Raw genomic sequence first — 21,697 nt, forward strand, 5'->3', positions numbered from 1 at the left:
TCCCTTGCCCGGAGCCTGTCCCACTGCGGGACGGGCCGCAATCGGCGCTTCCCACTGTCCGATTGCGGGACAAGGCTAACGGTATCTTCACCCTTTTTGGCGATAGCGGTCGGCGAAATGTGAGGCGTGTCCGACCCATCTGCAGGGGGCCGGAACCAGCCTTGCAGGCAAGAAGGACCAGCCGATGCCCGTTAATTCGCGTTTTGCCCGCACCCTGGCCGGGACCGCCATGGCCAGCCTGGCGCTGACCGGGTGCGCCGGGGCCGGCGGCGGGCCGGAACTGCCGCCCGCATCGTTTGTGGCGCTGCAGGAAGGTCCGGGCGAGGATTACGTGATCGGGCCGCTCGACGAACTGACCGTGTTCGTGTGGCGCAATCCAGAACTGGGCGCCAACGTGCAGGTGCGCCCCGACGGACGCATCACCACGCCGCTGATCACCGACATGCCGGCGGTGGGCAAGACCCCGTCGATGCTGTCGGAAGACATCAAGCTCCAGCTGTCACAGTACATCCAGGAGCCGATCGTTTCGGTCATCGTCAACAAGTTCGCGGGCACGTTCAGCCAGCAGGTGCGCATCGTCGGTGCCACCGCCAAGCCGGCCTCGATCCCCTACCGCGCCAACATGACGCTGCTCGACGCGATGATCGCGGTGGGCGGGCTGTCCGAATTCGCGGCCGGTAACAAGGCGCGGCTGATCCGCTTCGACAAGCAGGCGGGCAAGCAGAAGGAATTCGCGCTGCGTCTGTCCGACCTGCTGCGCAAGGGTGAGAGCAAGGCCAACGTCATGCTGATGCCCGGCGACGTCATCATCATCCCCGAAAGCTCGTTCTGAGTGACACGGCAACTGGCACGAACGGGAGCACGGCGGGCGCGATGAGCACCATTTACGAAGAAGTGCGGATCGCATTGCACGGCATCTGGCAGCGGCGCTGGCTGGCCATCGCGGTGGCGTGGCTGGTGTGCATGCTGGGCTGGCTGGCCGTGGCGATGGTGCCCAACAGCTATGAATCCAAGGCGCGGATCTTCGTCCAGCTCGACGATGTGCTGGCCGAGCAGATCGGCATCGGCGCGGGCGACCGCCGTCGCGACATCGATCGCGTGCGGCAGACGCTGACCAGTTCGGTCAATCTCGAAAAGGTCGTGCGCGGTACGCGGCTGGGCGATCAGGTGACCACCGACAAGCAGATGGAAGCGATGGTCATCGACGTGGGCAAGGCGATCAAGGTCGTCAGCCAGCAGGACAACTTGTTCGAGATCAGCGCGCAGTCGAGCGGTGGCGGCTTGTCCGACCTCCAGAACGCCAAGCTGGCGCAGGATATCGTGCAGAAGATGATCGACATCTTCCGCGAGGAAAACCTCGCGGGCGGACGCGGCGAGATGACCAACACGCTGACCTTCATGGACCAGCAGCTGGCCGACCGGCAAAAGGACCTCGAAGCCGCCGAGCAGAAGCGCCAGGCATTCGAGGCCAAGAATGCCGACATGATGCCGGGCACGGGCTCGCTGTCGAGCCGGCTCGAATCGGCGCGCTCGGAACTGCGCAGCGTCGACTCAGACCTGCTGGCGGCCCAAAGCGCGCTGGCCTCGATCGGCGGGCAGCTGTCGGGCACACCGCAGACCATCGCGGTGGCCGGTGCGGCCGGCGGCGCGCGCGGGGCGCTGGCGCAGATACAATCCGATCTTTCGACGGCGCGCGCACGCGGCCTGACCGACGATCACCCGGACGTCATCGCGCTGAAGAACCAGATCGCTGCCCTGACGCGGCAGGTAGCGGCGGAAGGCCCGCACACGGTCTCCGGCACGCCCAATCCGGCTTACAGCTCGCTCGAATCGATCAAGGCGGATCGCGCCGCCAGCGTCGTCTCGCTGCAGTCGCGCAAGGCCTCGCTGCAGGGCGAAATCGCCGATCTGGACGGCAAGCAATACAGCCAGCCCGGTCTGGCCGCCGAAGCCGCGCGGATCAACCGCGACTACGACGTGCTTAAGGAAGGCTACGACAAGATGCTGCGCGACCGCGAGGCGCTTCGCCTGCGTGGCCAGGTCGAGAACGAGCGCGATGGCGTGAAGTTCGAGGTGATCGATCCGCCGAGCACCCCGCGCGCGCCGATTGCGCCCGATCGCCCGGTCCTGCTGACGCTGGTGCTGATCATCGGCCTGGGCGCGGGCGGCGGTGCGGCCTTCGCGATGGGCCAGATGCGCTCGACGTTCGCCACCACCGGCACGCTGGAACGCGCCACCGGATTGCCGGTGCTCGGCTCGATCTCGCAGTCGCTGACCCGCGCCGTGCGCGCCCAGCGCCTGCGCCAGCTCAAGTGGTTTGCCGGCGCGATGGCGGGCTTGGTCGCGGTGTTCGTGCTGCTGCTGGCGGTTGAATTCATGAAACGCGGCATGGTCGCGTGAGGGGGCGGGGCAAATGACCGACCAGAGCAAGATCCCGGTGCCGCCGTCCGGCCCGTCGCTGATCGAGCGCGCTTCGGGCGCGTTCGACTGGAACACGCTGCGCCGCCCGGCGCTGCCCGATGCGCCGGTCAAGCCGCGCGCGGCCCCTGAAGTTGCGCCCGTCGCAGCGCCTGTATCAGCGCCCTCCGCAGCCCCGGCGCAGCCGCCGCCTGCCGCGATTGCACCGGTCGCCGCGCCGGTCGCGCCGCCAGTCCAGGCGGTTCCGACGGCTCCGGTCAAGCAGTTCGCCGGCCACTACCACCACATCGATCGCCGCCACTTGCGCGAGCAATGCCTGATCGAGCCCGATGGCCCGGTCACCGGACTGCTCGAGGAATTCCGCATCGTGAAGCGGCAGCTGCTGCTGACGGCATCCGAATCGCGCCAGGGCATCGGCGCCCCGCACGGCGAGCGCATCCTCGTCTGCTCGGCGCTGCCGGGTGAGGGCAAGACGTTCTGCGCGGTCAACCTCGCGCTGTCGATCGCGGCGGAAAAGGACAACGAGGTCCTGCTGGTCGATGCCGACTTCGCCAAGCCGAGCGTGCTGTCCGCGCTGGGCCTGCCTGGCGGCCCCGGCCTGATGGATGCGCTGGCCGATCCGTCGCTGCCGGTGGAGGATTGCATCCTGGGCACCGACATTCCCGGACTGTTCGTACTGCCTGCGGGCAACTCGACCGGATCGGATACCGAATTCGTGGCATCATCGCGCACTGCCAGCGTGCTCGACCGGCTGACCCAGCATGCGCCCAGCCGCATCGTGATCTTCGATTCCCCGCCGGCCCTGGCCGCGTCGCCGGCATCGGAACTGGCGATGCACGTCGGCCAGGCGGTGATGATCGTACGCGCAGACCGCACCGGAGAGGCGGCGCTGCGTGATGCCTTGAACCTGCTTTCCGGATGTGAGGACATCAAGCTCCTGCTCAACTGCACGAAGTTTTCGCCGACCGGGCGGCGCTTCGGCTCGTATTATGGATACAAGGAATGAGCATCATTCGCACATTCGCGCGCCGCGGCGCACTTGCCGGGGTCAGCTTGCTCGCGTTCGTCGCGATGCCCGCGCTGGCCCAGCAGATGGACTATCAGGACGTTGATGGCGGTTCCGATGGCGCATCGCAGGACGCCCGCGCGCCCGCGTCCACGCACGGTCATGGCCGGCGCGTGGGCACGTCGGGTGGCCGCACGACCATCGTGCCTTATCTCGAAGTCACCCAGAACGTCGCCGCCGAACTGTCACCGGGCCACGAAGTGCTGACCTACAGCACGGTTGCGGCCGGGATCGATGCGGCGATCAACGGGCAGTACACGCAAGGCTCGGTCTCGCTGCGCTATGAGCGCCGCATCCGCGAAAGCGGCAACGTGCTGAGCGGCGATACCGTCTCGGGCATCGCCCGCGTCAAGCACGACCTGGTGCCGCACACGCTGTCGATCGAGGCCGGCGGCCTGGCCACGCGCACACGCGTCGAAGCCAGCGGCGCGACCAGCCTCAACCCGCTCGCCACCGGCGATGCGGTGAGCCAGATCTACTCGGTCTATGCCGGGCCGGCGCTGTCGACGCATGTCGGCGATGTCGGCATCAACGGTTCATACATGGCCGGCTACACCAAAGTCGAAGCTCCGCATTCGGTGCGGCTGGCGCCCGGTCAACCGGCGGTCGACGTGTTCGATCACTCGATCGCGCACGCCGCGCAGCTTTCGGCCACGACCCGGCCCGGCACCGTGCTGCCGGTCGGGCTGGCGGCATCGGTCGGCTACAACCGCGAAGACATCTCCAACCTCGACCAGCGCGCGGAAGACTTCCACGCTTCGGGCGAGGCAACCCTGCCGGTCACCTCCGATCTCGCGCTCGTGGCCGGCGTCGGTTACGAGAAGGTCAAGGTCTCGTCGCGCGATGCGCTGCGCGATGCCACCGGCGCGCCGGTGCTGGGCGCCGACGGCCGGTTCGTGACCGACAAGTCTACGCCGCGCCGCATCGCCTACGACGTCAAGGGACTGATCTGGGATGCCGGGGTAATCTGGCGTCCGAGCCGCCGCACCGAACTGGCGGCTTACGTCGGCCGCCGTTACGGTTCGACCAGCTATTACGGCTCGTTCTCCTACGCGCCCAATGAACGCAGCGCGCTCAACGTCTCGGTCTATGACAGCATCTCGGGCTTCGGCAGCCAGGTGGGCCGCGCGCTGCGCGACCTGCCGACCGACTTCCAGGTATCGCGCAACCCGTTCAATGGCGACATCAGCGGTTGCGTCACCGGCGCGAGCGGCGGGGGTTGCGTCAACAACGCGCTGGCCTCGGTCTCGTCCTCGGTGTTCCGCTCGCGCGGGGTCAGCGCCAGCTACGTCCACACCATCGGACGGTGGCAGGCAGGGATCGGCGCGGGGTATGACAACCGCAAGTACATCGCGGCGCCCGGCACGGTGCTGGCGGTGGCCAACGGCGTGACCGACCAGACCTACTACGTCGATGCCTCGCTGGGCGGATCGATCGATCGCAGTTCGCGCTTTGCCGCAGCCGTCTATGCCAACTGGTACCAGAGCGGGCTTTCGTCTTCAGGCGATGCTACCGCGATCGGTGCCAACGCCTCGTACTTCCGCAACCTGACCGACCGGTTGGTCGCGTCAGCCGGGGTCGGGATCGACGGGATCAACCGCAAGTTGACGCCGGACGAATGGATCGCCGAAGGCCAGGTCGGCCTGCGGTACAACTTCTGAGCCTGATGTTCTTCTGAGCCCTGTGGAGTGGCTGCGATGTACGATGAATTCTATGGCCTGAGCGGACGCCCGTTCCAGCTGACCCCCGATCCGGATTTCTATTTCGAGACCGCGACGCACCGCAAGGCGCTGTCGTACCTCGGCTATGGTCTGGCGCAAGGTGAGGGCTTCATCGTCATCACCGGGGAAGTCGGCGCGGGCAAGAGCACGCTGGCCGCGCACCTGATGGCCACGATCGACCGCGACCGGCTGACGGCAGCGCAGATCGTCACCAGCAAGCTGGATGCCGGCGAGATCGTGCATGTCGCCGCGCACGCGTTCGGCATCGATGTGGCCGCCAACGACAAGGCTTCGGCGCTGGGTGCGATCGAACGCTTCCTCCAGGACGAGGCGCGCGCCGGACGCCGCACGCTGCTGGTCGTCGATGAATCGCAGAACCTGTCGATCGCGGCGCTCGAAGAACTGCGGATGCTGTCCAACTTCCAGCTCGGCGCGCATCCGCTGTTGCAGATCCTGCTGCTCGGCCAGCCCGAATTCCGCGAGACGCTGCAGAATTCGCCGGATCTGGAGCAGTTGCGCCAGCGCGTGATCGCGACGCACCATCTCGAAGCGATGGATGCCGCCGAGATCGGGCCCTACATCGAACATCGCCTCGCCCGCGTGGGCTGGGACGGTCACAACCCCGAATTCGAACCGCGTGTCTATGCCGAGCTGGACAAGGCCAGTGGTGCGATCCCGCGCCGGGTCAACCAGATCGTCAACCGCCTGCTGCTGATGGGCGCGGTCGAGCAGCGCAAGCAGATCGATGTCACCATGTTCAAGGCGGTGATGGCCGATCTGGGCCGTGATGGTGCGCTGCCCGCGCCGGTGCAGGCGGCCGCGCTGGCCCGACCCGTGGCGCCGGTGTCCGCCGATGCCTTCGGTCAGGACGAACTGGCTCCGACCCCGCTACCCGCCCCCCCGGCTGCTGCCGAGCAGATCGACTTTGCCAAGATCGAAGCCGTTCTGGCCAGCCGCGACGAGCAGATCGCCGAACTGCAACAGGCAGTGATCGAACTGGCCGAGATGCGGCCGGCCCCGTCGGCGGCCCCGTCGCCTGCCGGTGAAGGCCGCCCGTCCGACGACGAGATCATCGATGCGCTGGCCGAAGCGGCTCGCCGCATCACCGCGCTCGAGGCGCAGTCGCGCGAACAGGAACAGACCATCCGCCACACGCTGACGATGCTGATCGAATGGATCGAAGGCGAAGATCCGCATCGCGCCGCTGCCTGACGACGTCTGCCGCCTTCCTTCCGACCCGAGGTTACGTTCCATGCCCGGCTCTGCCGAGAAAACGCTGAATGGCCTTTCGGTCGACGTCGAGGACTGGTTCCAGGTCGGCGCGTTCGAGAACGTCATCGATCGCGGGGACTGGGAGGCATGCGATTCGCGCGTCGAGCGCAATTGCGATGCCATCCTGGCGATGTTCGATGACGCCGACGTGGTCGGCACGTTCTTCACGCTGGGCTGGGTGGCGCAGCGGTATCCCGCGATGATGCGGCGCATTGCCGCGCAAGGCCACGAAATCGCCAGCCACGGCTGGGACCACGCCCGCGTGTTCACGCTCGGGGCCAAGGCCTTCGGTGAGGACTTGCAGCGGACCCGCGCCGTGCTCGAGGACATCACCGGTGCCAGCGTGCGCGGCTATCGCGCGCCGAGCTTTTCGATCGACGCGCGCACGCCATGGGCCCACGAAGTGCTGGCCGAGCAGGGCTATCTTTATTCGTCGAGCGTCGCCCCGATCGTCCATGACCATTACGGCTGGCGGGAAGCGCCGCGGTTCGCGTTCCGCCCGGTTGCGGGTGCCGACCTGATCGAAATTCCGGTGACGACCGCAGAGTTTGCCGGTCGTCGGCTCGCGGCGGGCGGCGGTGGATTCTTCCGCGTGCTGCCCTATGCGCTGTCGCGCTGGGCCATCCACCAGGTCAACAGCCGCGACGAACGCCCGGCCGTGTTCTACTTCCACCCGTGGGAGATCGATCCCGATCAGCCGCGCGTGGCGCACGCGCCGCTGCGGTCGCGGCTGCGGCACTACACCAACCTGTCTGGCATGGCCGGCAAGTTGCGCCAGCTTATCGGCGACTTCCGCTGGGGCCGGATGGACGAGATCGCGCTGCGCGAAGCGGCGTCCGTCACATGAACGCGCCGTTCGTCGATATGCGCACGACCGTGCGTCTCGTCGATCCGGGCGATCGGGGCGCGATCGTCCGCTTTCTGGCCGATGCAGATCGGGCCACGCCGTTCCATCGGTTCGAATGGCTCGACGCGGTCGAGACCGCGACCGGCCACCGCACGCATGTGCTGGTGGCGGAAAAGGGCGCGCGGATCGTTGGCCTGCTGCCGATGCATGCGGTTCACTCATCCCTGTTCGGACGTGCGCTGGTATCGAGCGGGTTCGCCGTCGATGGCGGCGTCCTGTCGGATGATCGTGCTGCGGCCGACATGCTGATCGATGCTGCGCGCGAACTGGCGGTGCGGCTGTGCTGCCCGACGGTGGAACTGCGCGGCGGCGTCCTGCCCGAACGTGAAGGCTGGCACGTCAAGCGCGAGAGCCACGCCGGGTTCGTATCCCCGCTCGCGGCGGACGATGACGCGCAGTTGCTTGCCATCCCGCGCAAGCAGCGCGCCGAAGTGCGGCGCGGGCTGGGCAACGGGCTTGAGGTCCGGATCGGGCAATCAGCAGACGACCGCGCGATGCACCACGCGGTCTATGCCGAATCGGTGCGCAATTTGGGCACGCCGGTGTTCCCGCGCGCGCTGTTCGACGCGGTGCTCGATGGTTTCGGCGACGATGCCGATATCCTGACGGTGCTATCCGCCGGCGAACCCGTCGCCAGCGTGCTGAGCCTGTACCATCGCGGGGCGGTGATGCCGTACTGGGGCGGGGGCACGTACGCCGCCCGCCACCTGCGCGCCAACGACGTGATGTACTACGCGCTGATGAACCACGCGCGCGGGCGCGGCTGCGATCGCTTCGATTTCGGTCGTTCCAAGACGGGCAGCGGCGCCTTCCACTTCAAGCGCAACTGGGGGTTCGAATCGCAGCCGCTCGCCTATGCCAGCTGGACCGCCAGCGGGGCCGAGCCACGCGACGTCAACCCGCTGAGCCCGCGCTATCGCGCCAAGATCGCCGCGTGGCAGCGCCTGCCGCTGAGCCTTGCCAACCGGATCGGGCCGCTGATCGCCAACGGCCTGGCATGAGCGAGATCCTGTTCATCGGGCATCGCATCCCGTTTCCGCCCGACCGGGGCGACAAGATCCGCTCGCACCATTTCCTGAAACGGCTGGCCGCGCTCGCGCCGGTGCACGTGGCCTGTTTCGCCGACGACGATGCCGATGGCCTGCAGGAACCCGAACTGGCGCACACCGCCGCCAGCCATTGCCTGGTGCGGCGCAGCCGGCCGGTGCCGCTCGCCGCCCTGCAGGCGCTGGCGCTCCATCGCCCGGTTAGCCTCCCGGCGTTCGCATCGTCGAAACTGGCGCGCTACATCGATCACGTGCTGGCAACGCGCCCGATCTCGACGATCTTCGTGTTCTCGGGCCAGATGGCGCAGTACCTGCCGCGCCATTTCGGCGGACGGATCGTGATGGATTTCGTCGACGTCGATTCGGCCAAATTCGATGCGTATGCCGCCCGATCGATGCAGCCCTACAAGGCGCTCTATGCACGCGAGGCGCGGCTGCTGCGCCGGTTCGAGGAACGCGTGGCGGGCTCGGTCGATGCCAGCCTGTTCGTCACCCCTGAGGAAGTGGCGCTGTTCGAAAGCCGGCTGGAGGCGCCGCTGCGGCGCGACGTGCTGGCGATCGGCAACGGCATCGATGCGGGATATTTCGATCCTGCCGGAATCGCGGCGGCCCCCGAGCTGCTCAAGGGCGGGCCACAGATCGTGTTCACCGGGCAGATGGACTATCCGCCCAACATCGCCGCCGTCGAAAGCTTTGCCACGCAAGTCATGCCGCTGGTGCGCGCGGCTTTTCCGCAAGCGGGGTTTCACATCGTGGGCCGCTCGCCCGCAGCCTCGGTCCGTGCGCTCGAAGGCGTCAACGGAACCAGCGTGGCCGGCGCGGTCCCCGATGTCCGGCCCTGGCTCGCGGCGGCGGATCTGGTGGTCGCCCCGCTCGAGATCGCGCGCGGCGTCCAGAACAAGGTGCTCGAAGCGATGGCGATGGCGCGCCCGGTGCTGGTGACCAGCGCGGCGGCGACGGGGATCGGCGCGGTCGACGGGGTCGAACTCGCGATTGCCGACGGGGCAGCGCCGCTGGCTGAGCGTGCTATCGATCTGCTCGGCCATGTCGAGCGGGCGTCGGCGATGGGTGTTGCCGGGCGTCGCTTTGTCATCGCCCATCGCAGCTGGGCCAGCGTGCTTGAGCCCTTGTCCGATCTCGTCGGTCAGGACCGCAGGGCGCGGCGCGATGCGGCCTGACACATTGGCCTTGACCGACGATCGCGGCTCGGGCTGGCGGTCGGCCATCCCGCAGGCTTGGCACAAGCCGCTGATGCTGGTCGGTATAACGTGGCTTGGACTCCTGATCGCCTTCGCCAGCGATTGGCGCGACATGGTGGACCAGTGGTGGAACAGTTCGACCTACAACCACGTCCTGCTGATCCCGCCGATCATCGGTTGGCTGGTCGTCCAGCGCTGGCGGCAACTGGCGCAACTGGCTCCTGCGATCTGGTGGCCCGGGCTGGTCTGGTTCGCGGGAGCCGCTTTCCTGTGGGTGCTGGGCGACTTTGCCGGGCTGTCGCTGGCACGCCAGCTGGCGGTGGTGGCGATGTTGCAGGGCGTTGTGCTGACGTTGCTGGGCGTGCGGGTATCCGCCGGGCTGCTGTTCCCGCTGTTCTACATGTTGTTTCTAGTTCCGGCAGGCGACGAACTGATCCCCGGACTGCAGACCGTCACCGCGCGGCTGACGATGAACCTGCTCGGCTGGTCGCACGTCAAGGCCAGCATCGATGGCGTGTTCATCACCACCCCCGCCGGTTATTTCGAAGTGGCGGAAGCCTGCTCGGGCGTGAAATTCCTGATCGCGATGATCGCCTATGGGGCGCTGGTCGCCAACGTCTGTTTTCGCACGTGGCCGCGCCGGATCGGGTTCATGGCGCTGTGCTTCCTGGTGCCGATCCTGGCCAATGGGGTTCGCGCCTGGGGTACGATCTTCATCGCCCAGTATCGCGGGATCGCGTTTGCCTCGGGCTTCGATCACATCTTCTACGGCTGGGTATTCTTCGCGATCGTGATGGCCGTGGTGATGGCGATCGGCTGGAGGTTCTTCGATCGCGCGGTCGATGACCCGATGATCGACGCGGCCCGCCTGTCGGCCTCGCCGGTTCTCGACCGTTTGACGTCATTCGGTTTGGGCGGCCCTGCTGCGATGGCGGGCCTGGTCGCGATCGTCATTGCCGCGATCACCTGGGGCGACAGCGAGGACCGCCTCAGGGCGCCGCTGCCCAGCCAGATATTTCTCGCTGATGTGGCCGGGTGGAGCCAGGTGAACTATGCCCCGGCCTACCCGTGGCAACCGCTTCACGGCGGGGCGGATCACCGCCTGCTCGGTCGCTATCGCGGGCCGCAAGGGCAACTGGTCGACGTGTCTTACGCGCTTTACGCCCGGCAGGACGAAGGCAGCGAGGCGGGCGGCTTCGGGCAGGGCGCGGTGCCGCTGGGCGGGCGCTGGGCGTGGACCTCGCCCGGCCCGGCAGTGCCGGGCGCGGTAAGCGATCGTATCCAGGCGCCGGGGCCAGTCAGCCGGATCGCGGTGACGTTCTACCACAGCGGAGCGCTGCTCACCGGCAGCAACGCCAAGCTGAAGCTGGCGACGATGCGCGACCGGCTGCTGCTGCAGGCCCGGCCGACGTCGACGCTGATCGTCTCGGCCGAAGAGCGACCGGGCGCACCGGCGGCGGCCGCCATCGCTGCATTTCTTCAGTCCACCGGTCCCGTCGCGCGATGGATGGACCGGCTCGGCAGCAACCGGTAGGGCGCGGATCATGTGCGGGATAGCAGGCATTTTTCATACGGCCGGACTCAAGCCGGTCGATCCTGCGCGGATCGAGCGGATGTGCGACGCGATCGTGCATCGCGGCCCCGATGGGCAGGGGGTGTGGACCGCGCCAGGCGTGGGACTGGGGTTCCGCCGCCTTGCGATCATCGACCTTGCCGGATCGCCGCAACCGATGGCGTCGTCCGATGGCCAGGCGATGCTGGTGTTCAACGGCGAGATCTACAATTTCCGCGAATTGCGGCGCGAATTGCAGGACCTTGGCGCAACGTTCCATACCGACGGCGATGGCGAGGTCATCCTTGCCGCGTGGCAGCATTGGGGTGTGGATTGCCTGCCGCGCCTGCACGGCATGTTCGCGTTTGCGCTGTACGATCTGCGCCAGAAGACGCTGCTTTTGGCGCGCGACCGGCTGGGGGTGAAGCCGCTGCACATGGCGACGCTGTCCGACGGCGGCGTGGTGTTCGGCTCGGAACTGAAACAGCTGCTGGCGCACCCGCTGCTGCGCCGCGACATCGATCCGCTGGCGGTCGAGGACTATCTCGCCTGGGGCTTCGTGCCCGACCATCGCGCGATTTTGAGTGGCGTGGACAAGCTGCCCGCCGGCCATTACCGCCTGCTGCGCCACGACGCACCACCGCCACCACCGGTCCAATGGTGGGATGTCTCGTTTGCCGAACGCCAGAAAGGTTCGGTCGAAGACCTTGGCGCCCACTTGCTGCACCGCCTGCGCGAAGCGGTGTCTTCGCGGATGCTGGCCGACGTGCCGCTGGGCGCGTTCCTGTCCGGCGGGGTCGATAGTTCCAGCGTCGTCGCGCTGATGGCCGAGGCCAGCCGCGACCGGGTCAAGACCTGCAGCATCGGCTTCGATGTCGCCGCCTACGACGAAAGCAGCTACGCCAGCGCCATCGCCCAGCGTTACGACACCGAGCACTGGTCGCGCACCGTTTCGACCGACGATTTCTCGCTGGCCGACCGGCTGGCCGACATTTTCGACGAGCCGTTCGCCGATGCCAGCGCGCTGCCGATGCTGCGCGTGTGCGAACTGGCGCGCGAACATGTGACGGTGGCGCTTTCGGGTGACGGCGCGGACGAGATTTTCGGCGGCTATCGGCGTCAGGCGTTCCAGATGCGCGAGGAACAGGCGCGCCGCTTTTTGCCGCAAGCGTTGCGCGGGCCGCTGTTCGGTGCCGCCGGGCGACTGTACCCCAAGGCCGACTGGGCACCGCGCCCGCTGCGCGCCAAGGCCACCCTGCTCAGCATGGCCCGCTCGGGCGAGGAGGGCTATGCCCACGCGCTGTCGGTGACCCGGCCGGAACTGCGCGAAGCGTTATACACGCCCGATTTCCTGCGACTGCGCTCAGATTACCGGGCCGAGCAGCCGTTCATCGACCTGATGCGCAACGCGCCTGCACGCAGCGGGCTCGATCGCGCGCAATATGCCGACCTGAAGTTCTACCTGCCCGGCGACATCCTGACCAAAGTCGATCGCACCAGCATGGCGGTCAGCCTCGAGGCGAGGGAACCGCTGCTGGACCACCGTCTGGTCGAGTTCGGTGCCAGTCTGCCCGAAGCCATGCGGATCAGGGGCACCACCGGCAAGTGGCTGATGAAAGAGGTCATGCGCCGCTATTTGCCCGAAGACGTGCTGTACCGGCCGAAGATGGGCTTCGTCACGCCGATCGCGGCGTGGTTTCGCGGGGCGCTGGCCGAACAGGCGCGGTCCATCGGCGAAGGCGGGGCCCTGGCGCGCACCGGCTGGTTTCGCCCCGATGCGATCCGGCCGCTGGCCGAAGCGCATATCGCTGGCCGGGCCGATCACAGCCGCCTGCTGTGGCAGCTGCTCATGCTCGACAAGTCGCTGGGCCGGATTGGTTGATGCCGGATTGGTTGATGCCCGATTGGTTGATGATCGTTAAGCAAGGTAAGGTAATCTAAACCAAATCGGACTAAATCGGTTTCGAACGAGTGTGCCGGAACCATGCGAACCTTTCTCAGCAAGCCCTTGAATCTCGCGTTGCTATTCGCGGTGCTTTGCGGCCTCACGGGGCTGATGGATCCGCTTGATCACATCTACTGGAATACGCGGTTCAAATTCGGAGCCCATGATGAGGCTCCGCAGTCGATTGTCGTGGTCACATTCGATGGCTCTGCGACCAGCGGCAACGGTTCGCTCCGCTCGACCGCCGATCAGGCGAGGCTGCTCGAAGCCATAAAGCGGCAGGTGCCCAGCCGCGTGATACTCGATACCCGGATACGGGCCGGGGTCGATCCGCAGGGCGACCGCGCGCTGGCGAGCGTCATCAAGGATTTTGGCAGGGACATCACGATATTCGCCCGGTCGGATCGCCCGGACCAGTTCGACGGCAAATCGGTCGATATTCCCAGCCGCCGGATCATCGGCGATGCGGATGTCGCCGTTGCTGCCTGGGATTCGAACCTGTTCTACTACGCTACCGGCGCGCCGGGGACGGTGACTGTCGATGGCAAAACCTATCCTACAACCGGGGTGGCGCTGGCAGGAACGACGCCGCGCAGAAAATCGAAATATTCTCCCGATTTTGCCGTCGATCCGACAACGCTGCGGACAATCGGCATCGACAACATGCTCGATGGCAACTTCGCGCCCGGACTATTGACCGGGCGCACGGTGTTTATTTCCAACGTAAATCCCGAAGCGGTGAAACTTGGTTATTTCGGGCAAGGCAGATTGGCGCCTTATGCGCTGGATATTGCCGGTGCACAGGGCGCAAGACGGCCATTCTCGGTCGATTTCAAGTGGTCACTTGAACTGCTTGTATTCACCCTATTGGCACATTCTGCCTTGTCGACACGCCGCCGCAGCGTAAAAATCGGCTGGTACGTCCTGGCCATCCTGTCGGTCACGGTGATGCCCGCCGTATTCAACGTGCTGGGCATCATCACGCTGACCGGTCCCGGACTTGCCGAATGCGCCTTTTTCGGAGCAGCCAAGCTGTGGCAACGGTGGCGACGGCGCCTGCAGCACACCAGCGCCTCTGGCCTGCCCAACTTGCGCGCGCTCACGGAGCAGCGCCTCGATGCCGGGCGGGATATCGTCGTGGCGACGGTTGGCCGGTACGAGGAATTTCTGACCACGCTGCCGGCCCCGCTGCATGGCGAATGCGCGATACAGATAGCACGGCGGCTGTCGGTCGGATCGGGCTGCGCCCAGATTTTCCATGACGACGCCGGCCATTTCGCCTGGAGCGACGAGGCGCGACCGCTCGATACCCAGCTCAATCATCTCGAAGGCCTGCGTGCGCTGTTTTCGGCCCCGCTCCAGGTCGGCGACCATACGTTCGACACCAACGTCCACTTCGGCTTGGATCGCAACGAAGGGCTCGATGCGATGACCCGCGTGAACAGCGCGTTGGCCAGCGCGAACGAAGCGCTCAAGCACGGGCGCTCGGTCGAACATTTCGAAGCGAAGCGTCTCGCCGAAGCGCCATGGGAACTGTCGCTCCATGCCCGGATCGACGAAGGTCTGCGCAACGGCGACATCTGGCTGGCGTATCAGCCGCAGTGGGATTATCGCGACAACCGCATTTACGGCGCGGAAGCGCTCATCCGCTGGAACCACCCGACCCGCGGCCCCATCCAGCCGGATGCCTTCATCCTCCAGGCCGAGCGCGCCGGGCGGATCGACACGCTGACCTACTGGGTGCTCGAAAACGCCATTACCAGCGCCGAGGAACTGAACTCGCTGGGCTTGCGGTTCCAGATGAGCATCAACCTGTCCGCGCAGATGGTCGACAAGCCGTCACTGGTCAGCAGTATCAGCGAGATCGTGCGACGCCGGGGGATCGATTGCCGGCTGCTGACGATCGAGGTGACTGAAACGTCCAGCGTTCACAACCGCCCGGCGGCACGACAGAACCTGGCGCTGCTGCGCACCATGGGGTTTCGGTTGTCGATCGACGACTTCGGCACAGGCGAGGCGAGCCTGTCGTATCTGGCCGAATTGCCCAGCGATGAACTCAAGCTCGACCGGCGATTCGTTTCGGCGATCACCACCAGTTTGCGCAACCGGCAGATCGTTTCCAGCACCATCGGACTGGCCCACGCGCTGGGTCAAACAGTGGTCGCCGAAGGGATCGAAGACAATGACACGTTCGAGATGCTGCGGTCCATGGGTTGCGACTTCGGGCAGGGCTATTTTCTCGGCAGACCGCAGACTTTTGCACAGTTTAGGTCGCATTATCTCGATTTGGCACAAGGTGACCAACTAACCAATTTGGCAACATTTAAGGATTGTTAACCGCTTAACCCGGTGTTAATCATCAGCCTCCATTGTTGATGGAGGTTCATATGAATGGTGGTTGGTCGATTTGGAAGTGGCTCATTAACTGAGCTAATTTGCTGAAACTGCGGGTGTCGGCAATTCCGGTAACCGTAGTTTGATGGCGTCTAGGCATCGATAGGGTCGCAAGAACCTTCGTTAACCTCAAGCGTCGGCACTTCCAGAAATTGGGTTCGCAAAGTTCGCTTTGCGAACCCTTTTTCTTGGCACTTCAGCCGCTTGCCAAGTGATCTTGCTGCGGATCGACCCACGGATCGCGTCCAATCCGTCCGCGAACTTCATCAAATGGCGTCAGCGGGCATCCACGAGGACGATTTCGGCGTCATCGACCGCGTGGATCTCGATCCGGTCTTCGCCGGTGATCGCAACGCCATCGCGCGCAGCGGCCGGTATCCCGTTGACGAGGATCGCGCCGACTTGTGAAACCAGATAAATGTGGCGCGCCGGATCGATGGTCAGCGCCAGCTTTTCGCCATGGGCGATGCGCGCGGCCATGACCCGCGCATCGGCACGCAACGGCAGGACTTCGCCTTGCCCGTCGCCCGCCGCCAGCGTGACCCAGCGTCCGGCACGGTCTGCGCTTGGGAACTCGCGCTGGCCCCAGCTTGGCTGTTCGCCATTGCGATCGGGCATGATCCAGATCTGGAACAGCGTCGTGGCATCGGGTTCCAGATTGAATTCGGCATGGGTGATGCCGGTGCCGGCGCTCATCACCTGGACGTCGCCCGCACCGGTCCGGCCTTCATTGCCAAGGCTGTCGCGATGTGTGATCGCGCCGCTGCGCACGAACGTCACGATCTCCATGTCGCGGTGCGGATGCGGCGGAAAACCGCTGCGCGGCCCGATGGTGTCGTCGTTCCAGACGCGGATCGATCCCCAGCCCATGCGGGCAGGGTCGCGGTAATCGGCAAAGCTGAAATGGTGGCGTGCATCGAGCCAGCCGTGATCGGCATGGCCGAGGCCGGCGAACGGACGAATATCGATCATGGGAAAGTCCACATCGGCGGGGTGTTGCCGCCGGAATGCCCATCAAATGGGGCCTGATCGGCGCAATTCAAGGCTGGTGCCGTTTCACGGCTGATGCGGCAGGCGGCCGATCGGCTCGTAGCGGCGCTCGCCCGTCAACGGGTCGGACCAGACTTCGACGGGTTCGCCGCTTTCGTCGTCGATGAAGCGTTCGCCGGTGGGTTGCCATTGCCCGACCGATCCGGCCTGCCCGCTGCTGAGCGTGCCCGGCCGTTTGTAACGACGCTCGAACACCACTCCGCTCGTGATCAGCGCCGCCATGATCAGTAGCCCGATCCCGCCGCCGTCGTGCATGGAAAACAACGCCAGTCCGCCCACGGCCAGCAACGCGGCGAAAGCCAGGGCGATCGCGCGCGCGGTACCGGTCATTGCGGTGCCAGCTTCACCGCAGTACCGTAGGCGACGACTTCGTTCATCGTCTGGCCGATCGAGCCGGAATCGAAACGCATCATCACGACGGCGTCGGCGCCCATCAGCCTGGCATTCGTTGAGAGCCGATCGATCGCGTGACGCCGCGTGTCCTCGACCAGCGAGGTGTATTCTTTGATCTCGCCGCCGATGATCGAGCGCAGTCCGGCGACAATGTTGCCGCCCAGCCCACGGCTTCGGACGACGACGCCGAACACCTGGCCGATCGTTTCGACGGTACGGTGCCCGGCCACGTTCTCGGTTGTCGCTACGATCATTGCATTCTCCCCGTGGCGTTGCTCGGATGCGAGCCGGCGCGTTGCGGAATGAGCCATATCAGCACGACGATGGCAACCACCAGAACCGCCGACGCCACCGGGCGGCTGAAATCGAGCCCACCTTTGGCCAGCGGCTTGTCGAGGAAATCGCCCACGGTGGCGCCCAGCGGCCGGGTCAGGATGAACGCGGCCCAGAACAGTGCGACCTTGTTGGTGGACGTGGCGAACCACAGCAGCGCCAGCACGCCCAGCACGCCGCCGAACAGCAGCGCGCCACCAAGGTAGCCCAGGCCGCCATCATCTGCCGCCCAGTCGCCCAGCGCCGTTCCCAGCGTTTGCGAAAACGTGATCGTGGTCCAGTAGAACGCTTCCGCCTTGGGGCTGGCAATGCGTTCCACCGAGATCGTGCCCATCGTGCGGTGCCACACCGCCAGGCTGAGCAGAACGAGCGCCAGCAGCAGCGCCGAACCGCCGGTGTAGCCGATGCCCATCGAGCGCGTGGCGAAGTCGGCGATCGTGGTTCCTGCGGTCGTCGATGCGATGATCGTCGCCCAGTAGAGCGCGGGATGAAAACCGCGCGCGCGGATCTGCGCCGCCACCAGCAGGATCAGCGGCACGACGAAGATCGCGCTGCTGACCAGATAACCCAGATCATACGTCATCGACAGCGTATCGCCGCCGGTCTCGCCCAGCGTGGTGGCGAGGATCTTGATCGCCCAGAACCCCAGCGTGACTGCCGGGACCTTGCTGGCGGTGCGCGCGATGGCGGATGCGTTCATGTCCATATCGTGTCGCGGTCCTGTCTAGAAATTGACGCCGATGGCGGCGTAGCCGTGATACGCGACAGTCCCGTGATCGGGCAGGCGCGGACCACCGGCGAACAACAGCGAGAACGGTTCGCCCAGCTTGACGATCCCGCCAAGGCCCAGCAGGGTCGAACCGACGCCGCCCTGCGTGTCGCTGCCCTGCCGTTGGGCTTCGATCCCCAGCAGGATGTTCGACGTCACGTCGTGCGTCACCGCGATACCGCCGCTCCAGTAATCGCGGTTGCCCGCGCCCGGGTTGATCGCATAGCCGCCGCCGCCGAACACCGACCAACTGCCGAAATCACGCTGCGCCCAGACCGGCAGCAGCGCCGCGACCTTGCCCGATCCGAACCGGTGCCCGGAGGAGGGCAGGATCGCGCGCGGGAAGATTGCCAGGTCGATGCCGCCCTTGTCCTGATGCAGCAGGCGCAGTTTCACGCCCAGTTCAACATCGCCCACGCCGCGGGTGGTCTGGCCCTGATCGTCGCGGTCGAATTCCAGCGGCAGGGTGGCGGTCAGCTGAACGTCGGGCAGGGGGCCGTAATTGAGGTCGAACCCGGTGCGCGTCTGGTTTTCAACGCCGACGCCTTCGGTCGCGGCGAAGCCGTAGATTTCCCAGTGTCCGGTATCGGTCGGTTGCGGATCGTCGGTTTCGAACGGCGGCCCGGCCAGCGCCGCGACCGGCCACAGGCTGCCTGCCAGCAGCAACCCCGCCGCGACGATCCGTCGCATCACGCGTCGCCGTGGCCGAGTGCGAGATAATCCTGGCTCTGCATTTCCATCAGGCGGCTGATCGTACGGTCGAATTCAAAGCGCCCGTCGCCTTCCTCATAAAGCTGCGCCGGCAGTGCATCGGCGCTGATGATGAGCTTGACCTTGTGTTCGTACAGCGCGTCGATCAGCGTCACGAACCGTGCCGCTTCATTACGCATGTCCTTGCCCAGCTGCGGGATGCCGACCAGGATCACGGTGTGGTAATGGCGCGCGATCGCCAGGTAATCGGACGCGCCACGCGCCTCGCCGCACAATCGCTTGAAGCTGAACACAGCCACGCCCTTCAGGCTTTTGGGAACATGCAGCAGCCGTCCGCCGCCCACGTCGAGTTCGGCGGCAGGCACGTGTTCGCTGTCTTCGGGCGGGTAATCGGTCAGGCGGAAGAAGGCTTCGCGGACGGCCTCGGTCGCCTCGGCGCCATTGGGAACGTGCCACGTGCCCACGCCTTGCAGGCGCTCCAGCCGGTAGTCGGTCGGGCCGTTGAGGGGCAGTACGTCGAGCCGACTTTCGATCAGCGCGATGAACGGCAGGAAATGCTCGCGGTTGAGGCCATCCTTGTACAGCTGCGATGGCGCGCGGTTGGATGTGGTGACGATCGTGACCCCGCCCTCGACGATCAGCGCGGTGAACAGCCGGCTCATGATCATCGCATCGGCGCTGTTGTTGACGACCATTTCATCGAACGCCAGCACGCGCACTTCGCGCGCCAGTTCGGCGGCGACCGGCAGGACCGGATCGCCACTTTCCTTCTTGCGCTCCTCGCGCAGGCGGGCGTGGACCTCGATCATGAATTCGTGGAAGTGCGCGCGGCGCTTGGCGGGCAGGTTCAGGCAATCGTGGAACAGGTCCATCAGCATGGACTTGCCGCGTCCAACGCCGCCCCACATATAGACCCCGCGCGGGGACTCGGGTGCCGCAGCGCGCCCGAGCAGGCGGCCCAGCAGGCCGGCAGGCTTGGGCGGGGATTCCAGTTCGCGTTGCAGCAGGTCCAGTCGGGCTGCGGCGGCGGCCTGTTCGGGATCGGGGCGCAACTCGCCAGCCGCCACAAGCTCCGCATAACGCTGCGCGACCGAGGTCATCGTGCCGTCGGCTTGCGGATGGTGCCGGAAAAGGCGGCGATACGCTCGTCGTCCTGTTCGACCAGCCCGCGCAGGAACAGCAGGCGGCGCGTTTCCTTGAGCAGTTCGACCACCGCATCGATCGGCCGATCGGGCTGGCCCGCACCGAGAAACTGCACCGACAGGTCGAGCGTGACCGAAGTCCCCGCCTCGATCAGTCCGAACAGGCGCGAACCGGCGAACAGCGATACGTCGATCAGCGAAAGGATCGTGCCGCCATGCAGGTTGTCCATCAGGTTGGTATGGCGCCGTTCGGGAAACATGCGGGTGCGGGCGCGACCGTCATCGTCCAGCCGGACCAGCATCTTGCCCAGGATCTGCGCGTTGAACCGGCTGGAGTCGCTGAGGTGCCAGGTCAGCCAGCCGGGGTTTGCCGGGTCCGGATTGCTCACGAACCCGGGGCGTGGATCAGTCACCGTAACCTGTCAGGTCGCGCTGGTCAGACCAGCCGTTCGGCGGTCATCTTCTTGATTTCCGCGATCGCGCGCGCCGGCGACAGGCCCTTGGGGCAGACGTTGGCGCAGTTCATGATCGTGTGGCAGCGATAGAGCCGGAACGGATCCTCAAGATCGTCGAGCCGTTCGCCGGTCATCTCGTCGCGGCTGTCGGCCAGCCAGCGGTAGGCCTGCAGCAGGATGGCGGGGCCGAGGAACTTGTCCGAATTCCACCAGTAGCTGGGGCAGCTGGTCGAGCAGCAGGCGCACAGGATGCATTCGTAGAGGCCATCCAGCTTTTCGCGCTGGGCCGGGCTTTGCAGGCGTTCCTTGCCCGAGGGCGTGGGCGTGACCGTCTGCAGCCAAGGGCGGATCGAAGCGTATTGCGCGTAGAAGTGCGTGAAATCGGGGACGAGGTCCTTGATCACTTCCATGTGCGGCAGCGGGGTGATGCGGATGTCGCCCGACAGATCCTCGATCGCGGTGGTGCAGGCCAGGCCGTTGCGCCCGTTCATGTTCATCGCGCACGACCCGCAGATGCCTTCGCGGCATGACCGGCGGAAGGTGAGGGTAGGGTCCTGTTCGGACTTCATCTTGATCAGCGCGTCGAGCACCATCGGCCCGCACGCGTCCAGATCGATATCGAACGTGTCGTAACGCGGATTGTCGCCGCTGTCGGGATCGTAGCGATAGACCTTGAACTTCTTGACCTTGGCGCCGCTGCCCGCCGCATGATGGCGGGCCTTGCCGGTGATCTTGCTGTTCTTGGGAAGCGTAAAGGTCGCCATGATCTGCCCCTGAGCCGCGTGTCGCGTTCGTCGGATTCGTTCTTAGCGAAACCGCCGCGCGGGGCAAGCGCGCAAAGGCAGGGCAACGGCCGGATCGTCGCCGTCGGGCGCGATTCCGGCCGCAGAAATGTCAGAGATGGCCGTCCGATGCGTTGTTCATCTGCCCGGAGACGAGATTGAACGTGCTCGACAGCGAATTGCCCAGCGCGCCCATGGTCGTGATTCCGGCTACGGCCACCAGTGCCGCGATAAGGCCGTATTCGATGGCAGTCGCGCCGGCTTCGTCGGCCAGGAATTTCTTGAGGAACGTCATCTTCGCACTCCGGATTATTTCGCCCCCGCCAGTCACCCAGATCCCCCAAGGCGCGCGAGTAGGCTGGTCATACGCGGCTGGCACTAACGGACGGTTAAGGGCTGAACTGGTGGCAAGGCGCGGAAATAGCGGGGCGGACATGAAAATGGGCGGAAGCCTAAACTTCCGCCCACCAGCAGTTTCAGGAACGAACCAAAGTCGGCAAAAAGTTAGAGATGGCCGTCCGAAGCATTATCCATCTGACCCG

20 protein-coding genes are annotated in these 21,697 nt (G+C 65.8%); 11 read left to right on the forward strand and 9 right to left on the reverse strand.

Going from position 1 to position 21,697, the window contains the following annotated elements:
• Positions 1 to 184: 184 nt before the first annotated feature.
• From NL2_RS17405 to NL2_RS21680, 11 genes are all read left to right on the forward strand, one after another.
• Positions 185 to 832, forward strand: a complete 648-nt coding sequence (locus tag NL2_RS17405) for an XrtA/PEP-CTERM system exopolysaccharide export protein (RefSeq protein WP_068077093.1) — start codon at positions 185 to 187, stop codon at positions 830 to 832.
• 41 nt (positions 833 to 873) lie between these two features.
• Positions 874 to 2,400: an XrtA system polysaccharide chain length determinant gene (locus NL2_RS17410; RefSeq protein WP_068077095.1), complete on the forward strand. Its 1,527-nt coding sequence runs from the start codon at positions 874 to 876 to the stop codon at positions 2,398 to 2,400.
• 13 nt (positions 2,401 to 2,413) lie between these two features.
• Positions 2,414 to 3,424 (forward strand): P-loop NTPase family protein, encoded by a 1,011-nt coding sequence (locus NL2_RS17415; protein ID WP_068077097.1) that lies wholly within the window; start codon positions 2,414 to 2,416, stop codon positions 3,422 to 3,424.
• Positions 3,421 to 5,145 (forward strand): hypothetical protein, encoded by a 1,725-nt coding sequence (locus tag NL2_RS17420; protein ID WP_068077099.1) that lies wholly within the window; start codon positions 3,421 to 3,423, stop codon positions 5,143 to 5,145. The genes NL2_RS17415 and NL2_RS17420 overlap by 4 nt, the downstream gene beginning before the upstream one ends.
• Before the next feature lie 36 nt (positions 5,146 to 5,181).
• Positions 5,182 to 6,417: an XrtA/PEP-CTERM system-associated ATPase gene (locus NL2_RS17425; RefSeq protein ID WP_068077101.1), complete on the forward strand. Its 1,236-nt coding sequence runs from the start codon at positions 5,182 to 5,184 to the stop codon at positions 6,415 to 6,417.
• 40 nt (positions 6,418 to 6,457) lie between these two features.
• Positions 6,458 to 7,324 (forward strand): XrtA system polysaccharide deacetylase, encoded by an 867-nt coding sequence (locus tag NL2_RS17430; RefSeq protein ID WP_068077103.1) that lies wholly within the window; start codon positions 6,458 to 6,460, stop codon positions 7,322 to 7,324.
• Complete coding sequence (locus NL2_RS17435; RefSeq protein WP_068077105.1) at positions 7,321 to 8,385, forward strand: FemAB family XrtA/PEP-CTERM system-associated protein; 1,065 nt, start codon at positions 7,321 to 7,323, stop codon at positions 8,383 to 8,385. The genes NL2_RS17430 and NL2_RS17435 overlap by 4 nt, the downstream gene beginning before the upstream one ends.
• Positions 8,382 to 9,608, forward strand: a complete 1,227-nt coding sequence (locus NL2_RS17440) for a TIGR03087 family PEP-CTERM/XrtA system glycosyltransferase (RefSeq protein ID WP_068077107.1) — start codon at positions 8,382 to 8,384, stop codon at positions 9,606 to 9,608. Before NL2_RS17435 ends, NL2_RS17440 begins: the two co-directional genes overlap by 4 nt.
• A gap of 10 nt (positions 9,609 to 9,618) precedes the next feature.
• Positions 9,619 to 11,163: an exosortase A gene (xrtA, locus tag NL2_RS17445; protein WP_369405472.1), complete on the forward strand. Its 1,545-nt coding sequence runs from the start codon at positions 9,619 to 9,621 to the stop codon at positions 11,161 to 11,163.
• A 10-nt stretch (positions 11,164 to 11,173) separates the two neighbouring features.
• Positions 11,174 to 13,063 carry an XrtA/PEP-CTERM system amidotransferase gene (locus tag NL2_RS17450; RefSeq protein ID WP_068077111.1) on the forward strand — a complete coding sequence of 630 codons (1,890 nt, stop codon included), beginning with the start codon at positions 11,174 to 11,176 and terminating at the stop codon, positions 13,061 to 13,063.
• Between the two features lie 174 nt (positions 13,064 to 13,237).
• Positions 13,238 to 15,463, forward strand: coding sequence for an EAL domain-containing protein (locus NL2_RS21680; protein WP_245647743.1), 2,226 nt, complete (start codon positions 13,238 to 13,240; stop codon positions 15,461 to 15,463).
• A gap of 333 nt (positions 15,464 to 15,796) precedes the next feature.
• Here NL2_RS21680 and NL2_RS17460 read toward each other — a convergent pair whose 3' ends face one another.
• The 9 genes from NL2_RS17460 to NL2_RS17500 form a co-directional block, all read right to left on the reverse strand.
• Positions 15,797 to 16,492, reverse strand: coding sequence for a pirin family protein (locus NL2_RS17460; protein WP_068077113.1), 696 nt, complete (start codon positions 16,490 to 16,492; stop codon positions 15,797 to 15,799).
• An 84-nt stretch (positions 16,493 to 16,576) separates the two neighbouring features.
• On the reverse strand, positions 16,577 to 16,900 hold the full coding sequence (locus NL2_RS17465; protein ID WP_068077115.1) for a hypothetical protein: 324 nt from the start codon (positions 16,898 to 16,900) through the stop codon (positions 16,577 to 16,579).
• Positions 16,897 to 17,217, reverse strand: a complete 321-nt coding sequence (locus tag NL2_RS17470; protein ID WP_068077117.1) for a heavy metal-binding domain-containing protein — start codon at positions 17,215 to 17,217, stop codon at positions 16,897 to 16,899. Before NL2_RS17470 ends, NL2_RS17465 begins: the two co-directional genes overlap by 4 nt.
• A complete protein-coding gene (locus NL2_RS17475; protein WP_157083229.1) occupies positions 17,214 to 17,996 on the reverse strand; it encodes a COG4705 family protein in 783 nt (260 codons plus the stop codon). The genes NL2_RS17470 and NL2_RS17475 overlap by 4 nt, the downstream gene beginning before the upstream one ends.
• A gap of 24 nt (positions 17,997 to 18,020) precedes the next feature.
• Positions 18,021 to 18,755 carry a hypothetical protein gene (locus tag NL2_RS17480; RefSeq protein ID WP_068077119.1) on the reverse strand — a complete coding sequence of 245 codons (735 nt, stop codon included), beginning with the start codon at positions 18,753 to 18,755 and terminating at the stop codon, positions 18,021 to 18,023.
• Positions 18,755 to 19,876: a cell division protein ZapE gene (gene zapE / locus NL2_RS17485; RefSeq protein ID WP_068077120.1), complete on the reverse strand. Its 1,122-nt coding sequence runs from the start codon at positions 19,874 to 19,876 to the stop codon at positions 18,755 to 18,757. Before zapE ends, NL2_RS17480 begins: the two co-directional genes overlap by 1 nt.
• A complete protein-coding gene (locus tag NL2_RS17490; protein ID WP_068077121.1) occupies positions 19,873 to 20,331 on the reverse strand; it encodes a PaaI family thioesterase in 459 nt (152 codons plus the stop codon). Before NL2_RS17490 ends, zapE begins: the two co-directional genes overlap by 4 nt.
• Positions 20,332 to 20,354: 23 nt before the next feature.
• On the reverse strand, positions 20,355 to 21,137 hold the full coding sequence (locus NL2_RS17495; RefSeq protein ID WP_068077123.1) for a succinate dehydrogenase iron-sulfur subunit: 783 nt from the start codon (positions 21,135 to 21,137) through the stop codon (positions 20,355 to 20,357).
• A gap of 130 nt (positions 21,138 to 21,267) precedes the next feature.
• The gene (locus NL2_RS17500; RefSeq protein WP_068077125.1) at positions 21,268 to 21,450 is read right to left on the reverse strand and encodes a Flp family type IVb pilin; all 183 of its coding nucleotides are present in this window, start codon (positions 21,448 to 21,450) and stop codon (positions 21,268 to 21,270) included.
• Between the last annotated feature and the right edge of the window lie 247 nt (positions 21,451 to 21,697).

Source organism: Novosphingobium lentum NBRC 107847, assembly GCF_001590965.1.
Classification (GTDB): Bacteria; Pseudomonadota; Alphaproteobacteria; order Sphingomonadales; family Sphingomonadaceae; genus Novosphingobium; species Novosphingobium lentum.